16 protein-coding genes are annotated in these 12,003 nt (G+C 73.3%); 10 read left to right on the top strand and 6 right to left on the bottom strand.

What is annotated here, in order from left to right:
- Window positions 1-69: 69 nt before the first annotated feature.
- Entirely contained in the window at window positions 70-966 is an 897-nt protein-coding gene (locus ACSNN8_RS32190) for a LysR family transcriptional regulator (RefSeq protein WP_436653741.1), read from the top strand.
- A 33-nt stretch (window positions 967-999) separates the two neighbouring features.
- Here ACSNN8_RS32190 and ACSNN8_RS32185 read toward each other — a convergent pair whose 3' ends face one another.
- The 4 genes from ACSNN8_RS32185 to ACSNN8_RS32170 form a co-directional block, all read right to left on the bottom strand.
- The gene (locus ACSNN8_RS32185; RefSeq protein WP_436653740.1) at window positions 1,000-1,434 is read right to left on the bottom strand and encodes a hypothetical protein; all 435 of its coding nucleotides are present in this window, start codon (window positions 1,432-1,434) and stop codon (window positions 1,000-1,002) included.
- Window positions 1,435-1,559: 125 nt separating this feature from the next.
- The gene (locus ACSNN8_RS32180; protein ID WP_436653739.1) at window positions 1,560-1,691 is read right to left on the bottom strand and encodes a hypothetical protein; all 132 of its coding nucleotides are present in this window, start codon (window positions 1,689-1,691) and stop codon (window positions 1,560-1,562) included.
- Between the two features lie 88 nt (window positions 1,692-1,779).
- Window positions 1,780-1,953, bottom strand: coding sequence for a hypothetical protein (locus ACSNN8_RS32175; RefSeq protein ID WP_436653738.1), 174 nt, complete (start codon window positions 1,951-1,953; stop codon window positions 1,780-1,782).
- 151 nt (window positions 1,954-2,104) lie between these two features.
- Entirely contained in the window at window positions 2,105-3,073 is a 969-nt protein-coding gene (locus ACSNN8_RS32170) for a helix-turn-helix domain-containing protein (RefSeq protein WP_436653737.1), read from the bottom strand.
- Window positions 3,074-3,241: 168 nt separating this feature from the next.
- Here ACSNN8_RS32170 and ACSNN8_RS32165 point away from each other — a divergent pair, with 168 nt between their 5' ends.
- The 5 genes from ACSNN8_RS32165 to ACSNN8_RS32145 all read left to right on the top strand — a co-directional run bounded on the left by ACSNN8_RS32165 (window position 3,242) and on the right by ACSNN8_RS32145 (window position 6,473).
- Window positions 3,242-4,078 (top strand): alpha/beta hydrolase, encoded by an 837-nt coding sequence (locus ACSNN8_RS32165; RefSeq protein ID WP_436653736.1) that lies wholly within the window; start codon window positions 3,242-3,244, stop codon window positions 4,076-4,078.
- A gap of 110 nt (window positions 4,079-4,188) precedes the next feature.
- Complete coding sequence (locus ACSNN8_RS32160; RefSeq protein WP_436653735.1) at window positions 4,189-4,695, top strand: hypothetical protein; 507 nt, start codon at window positions 4,189-4,191, stop codon at window positions 4,693-4,695.
- Window positions 4,696-4,778: 83 nt separating this feature from the next.
- The gene (locus ACSNN8_RS32155) at window positions 4,779-5,774 is read left to right on the top strand and encodes an RNA polymerase subunit sigma-70 (protein WP_436653734.1); all 996 of its coding nucleotides are present in this window, start codon (window positions 4,779-4,781) and stop codon (window positions 5,772-5,774) included.
- Window positions 5,771-6,166, top strand: coding sequence for a DUF6069 family protein (locus ACSNN8_RS32150; protein ID WP_436653733.1), 396 nt, complete (start codon window positions 5,771-5,773; stop codon window positions 6,164-6,166). Before ACSNN8_RS32155 ends, ACSNN8_RS32150 begins: the two co-directional genes overlap by 4 nt.
- 4 nt (window positions 6,167-6,170) lie before the next feature.
- On the top strand, window positions 6,171-6,473 hold the full coding sequence (locus ACSNN8_RS32145) for a hypothetical protein (protein WP_436653732.1): 303 nt from the start codon (window positions 6,171-6,173) through the stop codon (window positions 6,471-6,473).
- A gap of 16 nt (window positions 6,474-6,489) precedes the next feature.
- Here ACSNN8_RS32145 and ACSNN8_RS32140 read toward each other — a convergent pair whose 3' ends face one another.
- Together ACSNN8_RS32140 and nagA are read right to left on the bottom strand one after the other, a co-directional pair.
- Window positions 6,490-6,924, bottom strand: coding sequence for a hypothetical protein (locus ACSNN8_RS32140; RefSeq protein WP_436653731.1), 435 nt, complete (start codon window positions 6,922-6,924; stop codon window positions 6,490-6,492).
- Window positions 6,925-6,928: 4 nt separating this feature from the next.
- Window positions 6,929-8,131, bottom strand: a complete 1,203-nt coding sequence (nagA, locus tag ACSNN8_RS32135; RefSeq protein WP_436653730.1) for an N-acetylglucosamine-6-phosphate deacetylase — start codon at window positions 8,129-8,131, stop codon at window positions 6,929-6,931.
- 132 nt (window positions 8,132-8,263) lie between these two features.
- Between nagA and ACSNN8_RS32130 the strand changes: the two genes are divergently transcribed.
- The 4 genes from ACSNN8_RS32130 to ACSNN8_RS32115 are packed head-to-tail and all read left to right on the top strand — an operon-like array spanning window position 8,264 to window position 11,974.
- Complete coding sequence (locus ACSNN8_RS32130) at window positions 8,264-9,001, top strand: glycosyltransferase family 2 protein (RefSeq protein WP_436653729.1); 738 nt, start codon at window positions 8,264-8,266, stop codon at window positions 8,999-9,001.
- A complete protein-coding gene (locus ACSNN8_RS32125; protein ID WP_436653728.1) occupies window positions 8,998-10,197 on the top strand; it encodes a mannosyltransferase family protein in 1,200 nt (399 codons plus the stop codon). Before ACSNN8_RS32130 ends, ACSNN8_RS32125 begins: the two co-directional genes overlap by 4 nt.
- A gap of 50 nt (window positions 10,198-10,247) precedes the next feature.
- On the top strand, window positions 10,248-10,910 hold the full coding sequence (locus ACSNN8_RS32120) for a response regulator transcription factor (RefSeq protein WP_436653727.1): 663 nt from the start codon (window positions 10,248-10,250) through the stop codon (window positions 10,908-10,910).
- Window positions 10,910-11,974, top strand: a complete 1,065-nt coding sequence (locus ACSNN8_RS32115; protein WP_436653726.1) for a sensor histidine kinase — start codon at window positions 10,910-10,912, stop codon at window positions 11,972-11,974. The genes ACSNN8_RS32120 and ACSNN8_RS32115 overlap by 1 nt, the downstream gene beginning before the upstream one ends.
- Window positions 11,975-12,003: the final 29 nt, after the last annotated feature.

Here is a 12,003-nt window from a genome sequence, read left to right as displayed (position 1 = left end):
TTATGCTGCCAAGACCACGGGTGACAGGCAGAACCGATCACCCCATCGCCCTTCGCGTTCAGGACGGTCATGCGGATAGAGCAGCTCGAGTACCTCGTGGCGGTGAGCAAGCACGGCTCGCTGCGCCGCGCCAGCGAACAGCTCCACGTATCACAGCCCGCGCTCAGCGAGGCCCTCAGCAAGCTGGAACGCGAGCTCGGCGTCGCCCTGCTGGACCGCCGCCGCTCCGGCGCCAAGGTCAGCCACGCCGGCCGTGAGCTGCTGCAGCCGATGGTCGACGTGCTCGACTCGGTGGCCCGGCTGCGCGCGGCGGCCGGCGACCAGCTCGCCTCCCGGCGGCTGCTGCGCGTCGGCACGGTCAACGCGGGGACGGTCACCCTGCTGCTGCCCGCGCTGCGCACCTTCCAGGCCGAGCACCCCAGCTCGACGGTGGAGGTGCGCAACATGCAACAGGACGAGATCTACGTACGCCTCGCCGAGGGCACGCTCGACGTGGGACTGGTGAACCTGCTCGACGGCGACGACATCCCGCCCCAGCTCGAGCACACGACGCTGATCTCCGGCCGGCCGGTCGCCGTCCTGCCCGCCGCGCACCCGCTCGCCGCGCTGCCCGAGCTCAGCGCCGACGACCTGCGCGGCGCGCACTTCGTCGCGATGCGCGCGGGCTACCTGATGCACCGCTTCGCGCACCGCCTCTTCGGCCGCGACCTGCCGGCCGAGTGGTACTCCGCGGACGGCGCCGAGATGGGCAAGATCATGGTCGCCCAGGGGATCGGCATCACCCTGCTGCCGGACTACAGCGTGCACGGCGACCCGCTGGAGCGGGCCAACCTCATCGTCAACCGCCCGCTCGCCGACGACCGCACCGCCGTCACGATGGCCGCCGTGCGCCGCCGCCAGACCCGTACGCCGCCGGTCGTCCGCGACATGATCCGCCATTTGCAGGCCACCGCCGGAGCAGCCTGACCCATGGGGCCGCTCCGGCGGTGACGGGAAGGGTCAGCAGTTCAGGGACGCCGTGATGGTCGACTGGCTGTTCAGGTTGTACTGCCCGCCCCACGCGCCGTGGCGGGTGTCGAGCACGTAGGCGATCATCCTGACCGGGTAGTAGATGTCGTAGTGGGCGGCCACGTCGTCCTCGCCGGAGCGGTCCGGGTAGTCGATGTAGTAGCAGGGGTCGGTGCTCGACGACGGCCAGACGCGGATGAACGGGCCCTTGCCGTCCGCCTTCTTGTCCGCGATCACCAGGTGCTTACGGACCTGGGCGTACGGGCTGCCGTAGAACGTGATCTTGTAGTGCGCCTGGTCCTCGCCGAAGATCGTGTCGTAGTAGCGGAACTCGTCCGCGGCCAGGGCCGGGGCGGCCGCCGCCACCACCATGCCGCCGGTCAGGGCGGTCACCGTCGCGATGGCACGCAGCAGGCGTTTCCTCATGAATCGTGTCTCCTCACAAAGGGGAAGTGGGCCGGGCGCCGACATCGTGACCTTGCGAGGTTGTGGAAACCCTGTGGCTTCCGCGGTGGCGCCGGCAGCTCGCTGCCCGGCGCGTGAGTGCCCGGTCAACCGCCTGCTTCGGGGCCTCCCACGACGGCGTCCCGGATGGACTTCACGCCGCCGTGGGCGGTCAGGCCGCCGTCCACGGGAATCTCCGCCCCGGTGATGAACGAGGCGTCGTCGCCGATCACGACCACCGACGCGCCTCGGCGGCGAGCAGCCGCGCCTGGGCGGTCCCCTGCCCCTGGCCGGCGTCGGTGACGACCTTGCCGGTGACGCGCCCGCTCATGCCGCCCACCCCCGGACGGCGGCGAAGCGGGCCTCCGCCTCGTCGACCGCGGCGATCTGCGAGACGATCCCGCCGGGCGAGCTGTCGCCGACGACCTTGTGCCGCGCGGCGGCCATGCCGGCCGGTCCGGCGCCGACGACCGCGACGCGGCCGCAGGGGTTACGGCTCATGGACTTCTCCTCGGAGGGATGCTCGTACCGTAGCGAGAGACCGCCCCGGGCGCTGTACGCCCGCATCGACAACCAGGACGCCCTGGTTCTCGGCCTTCCTGCGATCCGTGGTGCTCATCTCCGGCGAAGGCGCGGCCGTCGGCGGCCTTTCTCAGCGCGCCGCCCGGGCGGCGCGGTGGTGGGCCGAGCGCCATTCGCGGGGGCTCATGCCGTACGCGCCGCGGAAGGCCTTGCTGAAGTGGGCCGCGTCGGTGAAGCCCCAGCGCCGGGCGACGGCGGCCACGCCGGTGCGGTCGAGGGTGGCGAGGTCGCGGCGGGTGCCCTCCAGCCGGTTGCGGCGCACCCACTCGCCGAACCGGATGCCCTCGCGCTGCAGGATGCGGTGCAGGTAGCGCACCGAGATGTGGTGCCGGGCGGCCACGGCCGCGGGGGACAGGTCCGGGTCGGCGAGATGCGCCCGCAGGTCGGCCAGGATGCGTGCGGCGAGGGTGCTGTCGAGGGGCTCGCGGCCGATCCGATGGTCGCCGAGCTGCACCGACAGCGCCGCCCGGATGAGCTCGATGGTGGGGACGGCGGCGGCCGGGCCGTGGCCGCCGCGCAGAATCGCCGGGTCGTCGACGAGCCGCGCCAGGTACTGCGAGGTCAGGCCGGCGAGCGGGTTGCCGCTGCCGATCCGGACGGCCGAGGCGTCCCGCACGGCAGTGTCGGGCAGGGCCAGCACGGCGCGCGGGATGCGGAAGAAGGTGACGTCGATGCCGTCGGCGAACAGCAGGCTGTACGGCGACGAGGTGTCGTAGACGGCGAAGTCGCCCGGGCCGAGCACCGCCTCGCGGCCGTGCTGCACGACGATGCTCGAGCCGGAGCGCTGAAGGCTGAGGAAGACCATCGGCTCGGTGTCCTCGCGGGCCAGCCGCGGGGTCCGGCGGACGGTCGTGGCCGTCGCCCGGGTGGCGCAGACGCCGAGGTCGCCGCAGCTTCCCAGGGTGAGCGAGACGGACATGTCCGGGGCCGGCACCAGGTGGTCGATCTCCACCCGTACGACGTTCTGCCAGACCAGGCTGCGGATCGCGTCGGCCCGGTCCGGCGGGGCCAGCGCGAGGGTGTTCAGCGTCGCCTGCACCCGCTCACGGTGGCATGCCGTGCGGGGAGCGCACAACGGCGTCCCGGAACCGGTCCCGGACGGACACGAGCTGTGCGCTCGCGACCAACTCCGGCAGCGCGCCGACTGTCTACTCTGCAGCGGTCGTCCGGCGAGGGGCCGGGCGCGACCGCCACGGGAGGATCGAGCATGAGCCTGCAGAGCGACCTGGTCCAGATCGACGCCGCGAACGCGTCGGGCAAGCAGCCGGTCGTGTTCATCCACGGCCTCTGGCTGCTGCCGACCAGCTGGCAGCGGTGGGCCGAGGTGTTCGCGGCGGCCGGGTATGCGCCGGTGCTGCCGGGCTGGCCGGACGACCCGGACACCGTCGAGGAGGCCAACGCCCAGCCGGAGGTCTTCGCGAAGAAGAGCGTCGGGCAGGTCGCCGACCACTTCTGCGAGCTGATCGGCAAACTCGAGCGCAGGCCCGCGGTCGTCGGGCACTCGTTCGGCGGCCTGCTCACCCAGATCAGCGCCGGGCGTGGCCTGTCGGCGGTGTCCGTGGCGATCGACCCGGCGCCGTTCCGGGGCGTGCTGCCCTTGCCGATCTCCGCGCTGCGGGTGGCGAGCGCCGTGCTGGGCAACCCGGCCAACTACCACCGGGCCGTGCCGCTCACCTACGACCAGTTCCGGTACGGCTTCGCCAACGCCGTCAGCGAGCAGGAGGCCCGCGAGCTCTACGCGACGTACGCCGTGCCGGCCTCGGGGGAGCCGCTGTTCCAGGCCGCGACGGCGAACCTCAACCCGTGGACCGAGGTCAAGGTGGACACCGAAAATCCGGAGCGGGGCCCGCTGCTCATCATCTCGGGCGAGAAGGACCACACCGTGCCGTGGGCCATCGCCAACGCCTCCTACAAGCAGCAGAAGGCCAACCCGAACGTCACCGAGATCGTCGAGATCCCGGGCCGCGGCCACTCCCTGACCATCGACAGCGGCTGGCGCGAGGTCTGCGACACCGCTCTCGCTTTCGTCCGGCGCTACGCCTGAGGCGCGCAGGGTCGGTCCCGTCCGGCGAGAGCCCGGTCAGCAGCTCGCGAATACCTATGATGTGTCAGCGGTACGGCGCTGCACGCCCGGCCGACCGACAGGGGGCACTCTTGCACACCTCCGACCGCCTGCGTGGCTGGATCGAGGAGACGGTCGCGTCGGCCGCCCGGCTGATGCAGACGTTCGAGCAGCGGCACGGCTTCCCGCCGGGCGACAACGTGGTGGTGGCCGGCACGGACGGGCGCGCGGCCGAGCTGAGCGCCGCCGGGGCGCCGGCCGAGCTGGTGGAGTTCTACCGGCACGTGCGGGCCGTCGTCCTGCCGGACGTGGAGAACGGCTGGTTCATCCACCCGGCCGAGCAGGTTCTGGACGGCATCCGCGAGGTGCAGCCGACCGAGCTGACCGGAGCCGTGCGGGACGACATCGTCGTGTTCGCCACGGACGGCGGCGGCGCGCTCTACGCGATGAACAGGGCCGGCGACCGGGTCTACCGGCTCGCCGGCGGGGCGTTGCCCGGTTCGACGTACGACGCGGACGAGTCGGACGTGACCGTGGTGGCCCACGACCTGTGGGGGTTCCTCGAGACGGTCCGCGCGGAGGCCGCCGCCGTCGCGTGAGCGCCGGCGGCCGCCGACTGATGAGTTGTGGCGCCCGCGCCCGTCATACCTGCGACGGGACACGACGGAAGAGGGTTGACGTCATGAGGGTGGACACGCGACTGGAAGGGCTCGGCGTGGGCGGGTTGGACGAGATGGGCGAGCCGGCGTTCGCGGGGCTGGTGGAGCGGCACCGGCGCGAGCTGCACGTGCATTGCTACCGGATGCTCGGGTCGTTCGAGGACGCCGAGGACACCGTGCAGGAGACGTTCCTGCGTGCCTGGCGGCGGCGGGAGACGTTCGAGGGGCGGTCGACGTTCCGGGCCTGGCTGTACCGGATCGCCACCAACGCCTGCCTGGACCTGCTGGCCCGGAGCCGCCCGGAGCCGGCGACCGGCGGCGAGGTGCGGTGGCTGCAGCCGTACCCGGACCGGCTGCTCGACGAGCTGCCCGCGGCCGGCGCGGAGGAGCCGGAGGCGCTGGCCGTCGCGCGGGAGACCATCGAGCTGGCGTATCTGGTCGCCGTGCAGCACCTCGCGCCGCGCCCGCGCGCCGTGCTGATCCTGCGGGACGTGCTGGGCTGGCCGGCCAAGGACGTCGCGGAGCTGCTCGGCGACTCGGTCAACTCGGTGAACAGCGCGCTGCAGCGGGCCCGGGCCGGCATGCGCGAGCACCTGCCCGCCGAGCGGCAGGACTGGACCGGCGGCGAGGAGGAAGCCGGGACGCGCGAGCTGGTGCGCCGCTTCACCGAGGCCAGCGTCGCCACCGACATCCCGGCGCTCACCGCGCTGCTGCGCGACGACGTCCGCAGCTCGATGCCGCCCACCCCGGGCCTGCACGTGGGCCGCGACGCGGTGGTGGGCAACTGGATCGAGGAGGGCTTCGAGGGCATGACGGGTCTGCGCGCCGTCCCGGCCGCGGTGAACCGGCAGCCCGCCGTCGCGTTCTACCACTGGCGGGAGCGCGAGGGCGCGTACCTGCCGCTGACGATCGACGTCCTGCGCATCACCGGCGGGGCGATCACCGAGATCACCACGTTCCACAGCGACCGGTTCCCGCGGCTGGGGCTGCCGGAGCGCCTGCCCGCGGACGAGTCGTGAGGGGCGCCGCGCTCGTCGCCGTGCTCGCGGCGACAGCGGCCACCACCGTCGCCGCCGCGCTCGCCCGAGCCGCCGGTGTCGACTTCGAGATCCCCGACGGTGGCGCGGCGATCCCGGTGGCCGGGTTCGCCGTGGTGACGGGCTTCTTCTCGACCGTGGGCGTCGCCCTGGCCGCCGCTTTCGCCCGGTGGAGCGCCCGCCCCGCCGACCGGTTCCTGCGGACGGCCCTGTCGCTGACCGCGGTCTCGCTGGTCCCGCCGGTGGCGTCGGGGGCGAACACCGCCACCGTCGCCGCCCTGCTCGGGCTGCACCTCGTCCCCGCGGCGGTGATGATCCCCGCGCTGACGCACGGCCTGCGCACCCGCGCGGCGAGGAGGCGTGTCCTAGCGTGAGGGGATGGACGGTTCCCGGATCGCGTCGTTCGCCGCGGGGCTGCTGGTCGCCAACGCCGCCCCGCACCTCGCCACCGCCGTCACGAGACGCCGGCACCTCACGCCGCTGGCCGGCCGCGAGTCCGGGCCGGCGGTGAACGGGGCCTGGTCGGCGCTGAACCTGGCTGCCGCCACCGGTCTGCTCGTCTGGTCCGCGCGCGGCAAGCCGGCCCGCTGGGATGCCGACCTGGTCGCGTTCGGGCTCGGGCACGCGGTGTTCGCGGCGTGGATGGCGGCGAGCGAGGCAGCGCTCGCCCCCAACCACTGAGCGGACCGTACGGCGGTCAGTACCAGACGGTGTAGCGGACGGTCTGCGGGTGCGGGTCGATGTAGTCGACCTGGTAGAGCACCCGGAACTGCGTGCCGGCGGGCACGCCGGTGGCGAGGACCGTACGCACCCCGGGTGTGGGGGAGCAGGCCTGCACCGGCTCGGTGTAGGTGGGGTCGCGCCCGTCGGCGGACAGCAACGCCACCAGGAAGGTCTGGCACCTGTCGGCCGGCCGGTCGACGTCGCGGATGCGCGAGACCGAGATGGTCGAACAGGCCGCGTTGTCGTCGGTGACCGGCACCGAGGCGATGCGCCCGCCGGCGTAGAACTCGGCGGCGGGCCGGGCGGGGGTGCAGCGGTGCCCGGCGGTGGTGGTGGCTTGAGCGGCCGGGGCGAGGGCGGTGGCGCCCATGGCCGCGGCGGCAGTGATGACACAAGCGAGTTTCTTCATGCCGTCACGGTCCTCCGGCGCCCGCCGGAGGTGCGGTACGCGGGGCATCTTGGCACGTTGTGGGGAGGACACCGGGCACGGGCCGGCCGCCGGCGAGGACCTCGCGCACCCGCAGCGCCTCGTCCAGCACGACCACGTCGGCGGCCTTGCCGGGCGCGAGGCTGCCGGTGTGGTCGGCGATGCCGAGCAGGGTGGCGGGGGTGGTGGCCGCGGCCCGCGCCACGTCGGTGACGGGCAGCCCGACGGCCTGGATCGCGTGCCGCACGGCGGCGTCCATGGTGAGGGTGCTGCCGGCCAGGGTGCCGTCGGTCAGGCGTACGGTCCCCTCCTGCGCGACGACCGGCACCGGCCCGAGGAAGTAGCTGCCGCTGGTCATCCCCGCGGCGGGCGTCGCGTCGGTCACGAAGGCGATGCGGCCGGGGCCGGCGGCGTCGACCGCGATGCGGACCGCTTCGTCGTGGACGTGCACCCCGTCGTTGATGATCTCGCACGTGACGGCCGGGTTCGCCAGGGCCGCGCCCGCGGGGCCGGGATCGCGGTGGTGGAACTGGCGCATGGCGTTGAACAGGTGGGTGGCCAGCCGCGCGCCGCCGGCGAACGCGTCGCGCGCCTGCACGTACGTCGCCTCGGTGTGCCCCACGGCGGCGATGGCGCCCGCGTCGACCACCTGGTCGAGCAGCCGCATGCCGCCGGGCAGCTCGGGTGCGAGCGTGACGACGCGGATGTGGCCGCGCCCGGCGTCGAGCAGCTGCCGCAGCGCGTCCGGGTCGGGCGCGAGCAGGAACTCCCGGTGGTGCGAGCCGCGCTTGGCCGGGTTGAGGAAGGGTCCCTCGAGGTGGATGCCGGCGATGCCCGGCTCGCCGGCCTCGATGAGCGTGGCGATCGTGCCCACGGCGGCGACCATCCGGTCCAGCCGGTCGGTGACGAGGCTGGCGAGCGTACGGGTGGTGCCGTGCCGCCGGTGGAACGCCACCGCCCGCCGGATCTCGTCCGGGTCGTCCGTGGTGATCTGCGCCCCGCCGCCGCCGTGCATGTGCAGGTCGACGAAGCCGGGCAGCAGCCACCCGCCGCCCAGGTCCACCGTGCGACCCGCGGCCGGCGGGCTGCCCCGACCCACCGCCCGGATCAGGCCGTCGGCGATGGTCAGCCACCCCGGGTCGAGAACGGCCGTGGGCGTGACGACGCGGCATCCGGTCAGGGTGAGCACCCCCGCATCCTAGGGCGAGCGGCGCCACCTGCTGATACTCCCGGATTCGTGCCACCTCGCCCGCCTTTATCCGGGCCTTATCAGCCCGCGATCAACGTGTTTCCCCGTGAACTTCACGAAGGAGGGGACCACGTGAGCGTCGATGTCACGCCGGAGTTGTCGGTGGTCGTGCCGGTCTTCAACGAGCAGGACGTGCTGCCGCTGTTCGCCGGGCGGCTGCGTCCCGTGCTCGACGGCCTCGGCGTGCCGTACGAGGTGCTGACCGTCGACGACGGCAGCCGGGACGCCACCCCGGCCGTGCTGGAGGGGATGCGCCACGCCTGGCCGCAGCTGCGGATCGTCCGGCTGCGCCGCAACGCCGGGCACCAGAACGCGCTCACCGCCGGGCTGCACCGCGCCCGCGGCCGGTACGTGGTGAGCATCGACGTCGACCTGCAGGACCCGCCCGAGGTCATCGCCGGCATGCTGAGGCTGGCCGAGACCGAGCAGCTCGACGTCGTTCACGGGGTGCGGACCGATCGCAGCACCGACAGCCCGTTCAAGCGCTGGACGGCCGGGCTGTACTACCGGCTGATCCGACGGGTGGTCGGAGCCGCCGTGCCGCACAACGCCGGGGACTTCCGTCTGCTCAGCCGCACCGCCGTCGACGCCCTGACCGAGCTGCCTGAGCACCTGCCGGTCCACCGCTTGCTCGTGCCGTGGCTGGGCCTGCCGAGCGGCGAGGTGCCGTACGCCCGGGAGAGGCGCGCGGCCGGCCGCTCCAAGTACCCGCCGGCCGGCTTCACGTCGATCCAGGGTCGACCGGCGTACGTCGTGACGTTCGACTCCGCGGTGACCGGGGTCCGCGTCCCGGCCGGAGCGCCGTCGTGACCGCGCTGGCCGTACCCGATGCCGACCTGCTCCTCGAGCCGCACCACGTCGCGCCGGTTCGCCGTCCGTGGCGGTCGGCACTGCTGGCGGCCCTCGCGGTGTGGTCGGCCTCGGTCGTCGTGCACCTGATGGTCGGAGCGCTCGCCTGGTTGACCGACGGCGCCGGGCCCGCCCCGGACCTGTGGTCGATCGCCCTCGGCTGGAACCGCTGGGACGCCGGTCACTACGTGCGGATTGCCGAGAGCGGCTACCACCTGGGCCCGGGCTTCCCGGCGTTCTTCCCGCTGTACCCACTGCTGATCCACGTGCTCGACCCGGTGCTGCCGGGCGACGGCGTGGCAGGCGCGCTGCTGATCGCGAACGCCGCGGCGTACGGCGTCCTGGCCCTGCTGCACCGGCTGGCCGACCACGAGTTCGGGCCGCGGGTGGCCCAGCGCGCCGCCTGGTACCTGGCCGCCTTCCCGATGGGGTTCTTCCTGTTCATCGGCTACAACGAGTCGCTGTTCCTGCTGCTGGCCCTCGGAGCGCTGTACGCCGGTCGCCGCGGGCACTGGTGGCTGGCGGGATCGCTGGGCGCGTTGTCGTCGGCCACCCGGCTGTTCGGCGTGCTGCTGATCGCCCCGCTGGCCGTCGAGTACCTGCGCCAGACCGGCTGGCGGCCGCGCCGGGTCCGGCCGGACGTGCTGGGACTGGCCCTCGTGCCGCTGGGGGTGGTCGGCTACAGCGTGTACTGCCTTTTCGAGCTGGGCAGCCCGCTGCAGTTCAGCATCGCGCAGGACGAGTGGGGGCGCCGGTACACGTTCCCCGGACAGGCGTGGCTGATCTCGGTGCGGCAGATCGCCGGGCACTCCGCGCTCGACAAGGCCACCCTCGGCGCGGTGCTGGACGCCGGCACGATCCTGGTCGCGGTGGTGCTGCTGATCCTGTGCGTCAAGGGCCCGTACAGGTTCCGGCGCGACCAGGCCTACCTCGTGGTGCAGGCCGCGATCACCCTGGTCATGCTGATGTCGACCGAGGTCGGCGGCCGCTCGATGCAGTCGGCGGCGCGCTACGCGATGGAGGCGGTGGCGATCTTCCTCGTGCTGGCGCGGATCGGCGCCAACCAGGTGGCCGACCGGGCGATTTTGATGATCGGCGTGGCTCTCCAGGCGGTCTTCCTGGTGATCTTCATGGCCGGGACCTTCCTGGTCGCCTGAGCCCCGGGACCTTATCCGCGCCTTATCCCGATCATGGCAGCATGGCCCGCGTGCGAGTTCTGGTGGCGGACGACGAGCGGCTGCTGGCCGAGACGATCGCCGTGGGCCTGCGGCGTGCGGCCATGGCGGTCGACATCGCGTACGAGGGCGGGCAGGCCATCGAGAAGATCCAGGTCAACCGGTACGACGTCGCGGTGCTCGACCGGGACATGCCCGGCGGCACCGGCGACGACGTCTGCCGGTGGATCGCGGACCACGGCATCGGCACCCGGGTGCTGCTGCTCACCGCGGCGTGCGGCATCTACGACCGGGTCGAGGGCCTCGGCCTGGGCGCGGACGACTACCTCACCAAGCCGTTCGCCTTCGCCGAGCTGGTCGCCCGGGTGCAGGCGCTGGCCCGGCGCACGGCCCCGGCCCTGCCGCCGGTGCTCGAACGCGACGGCGTCGTGCTGGACGTGGCGACCCGCAGCGTGAGCCGGGACGGCCGCCCGCTCGCGCTGACGCACAAGGAGTTCGGGGTGCTGCACGCGCTGATGCGCGCGCAGGGCCAGGCGGTCACGACCGAGGACCTGCTGGAACAGGTCTGGGACGAGCACGCCGACCCGTTCACCAACGTCGTGCGGGTGACCGTCTCGACGCTGCGCCGCAAGCTCGGCACGCCGCAGGTCGTGCAGACGGTGCCGCGCGCGGGTTACCGCGTCGGGCTGCCGTGATGGGACTGCGCGCGCGGCTGTCGGTGGCGGTGCTCGGCACGGTGACCTGGGTCTTCGTCGCCGTCTTCCTCTATGCGCAGCTGCCCTGGGACCCGCCGTACTACGCGCCCTGTTACGACGAGGTCGACAGCATGGCGTGCCGCGTCACCCGCAAGATCCCGATCGACAACCTCGTCCAGTACGGCATCGTGCTGGCGGCGACCGCGCTGCTGGTGCCGCTGCTGGTGTGGTGGGTGCTGGCGCCCGTGCGCCGGGTGCTGCCGGTCATCGCCCAGGTCGGTCCGCAGAACCTGGGCCACCGGATCCGTCCGGGCCGCGGGCGCGACGAGATCAAGCGGCTGGGCCGGGCGCTCGACACGATGATGAACGGCATCGCCGCCGGCTACGAGGGCCAGCGCAGCTTCGCGGCGAACGCCTCGCACGAGCTGCGCACCCCGCTCGCCCTGCAGCGCACGCTGATCGAGGTCGGCATGGCCGAGCCGCTCACGCCCGAGCAGTCCGCCCTGCTCGCGAGCCAGCTGCTGGAGACCAACGCCCGCAACGAGCGCCTCATCGAGGGCCTGCTGGTGCTCAGCCAGGCCGATCAGGGCCTCACCTCGCGCACCCGGCAGAGCCTCGACGACATCGCCGCGGGTGTCGTCGACGCCCACGGCCGGGTCGCCGCGGACGCCGACGTCAAGGTCACGATCGATGCGGGCCCGTACGAGGTCTGGGGCGACGGGGTGCTGCTGGAGCGGCTGGTCCGCAACCTCGTCCACAACGCGATCAAATACAACCGGCCCGGCGGCACGGTGAGGGTCTGCGTCGGGGCGGCGGGCGGCGCGCTGACCGTGGAGAACACCGGTCCGGTCGTCCCTGCCGAGGACGTGTCCCGGCTGTTCGAGCCGTTCACCCGCGCCGCCACGGGCCGCATCGACCACAGCGGCGGCAGCGGGCTGGGCCTGGCGATCGCCCGCTCGATCGTGCGGGCGCACGGCGGCACGATCACCGCGACGGCGCCGGGCGAGGGCGGCCTGCGCGTCACCGTCGGCCTGCCCCGGGCCGGCGACACCCCCGTGAGCTGACACTCCGCACACCGGCGGCGGGAACAAGC

This window comes from Actinoplanes sp. URMC 104 (assembly GCF_051386375.1).
Taxonomy (GTDB): Bacteria; Actinomycetota; Actinomycetes; order Mycobacteriales; family Micromonosporaceae; genus Actinoplanes.
The sequence above is the reverse complement of the archived record's forward strand: the minus strand, read 5'-3'. Positions and strand labels throughout refer to the sequence as shown.

Coding starts and splice junctions, on each gene's coding strand:
- ACSNN8_RS32155 (WP_436653734.1), top strand. CDS start 4,779: ATGAGGGTGGACACGCGACTGGAAGGGCTCGGCGTGGGCGGGTTGGAC.
- ACSNN8_RS32190 (WP_436653741.1), top strand. CDS start 70: ATGCGGATAGAGCAGCTCGAGTACCTCGTGGCGGTGAGCAAGCACGGC.
- ACSNN8_RS32185 (WP_436653740.1), bottom strand. CDS start 1,434: ATGAGGAAACGCCTGCTGCGTGCCATCGCGACGGTGACCGCCCTGACC.
- ACSNN8_RS32175 (WP_436653738.1), bottom strand. CDS start 1,953: ATGAGCCGTAACCCCTGCGGCCGCGTCGCGGTCGTCGGCGCCGGACCG.
- ACSNN8_RS32165 (WP_436653736.1), top strand. CDS start 3,242: ATGAGCCTGCAGAGCGACCTGGTCCAGATCGACGCCGCGAACGCGTCG.
- ACSNN8_RS32115 (WP_436653726.1), top strand. CDS start 10,910: ATGGGACTGCGCGCGCGGCTGTCGGTGGCGGTGCTCGGCACGGTGACC.
- ACSNN8_RS32140 (WP_436653731.1), bottom strand. CDS start 6,924: ATGAAGAAACTCGCTTGTGTCATCACTGCCGCCGCGGCCATGGGCGCC.
- ACSNN8_RS32145 (WP_436653732.1), top strand. CDS start 6,171: ATGGACGGTTCCCGGATCGCGTCGTTCGCCGCGGGGCTGCTGGTCGCC.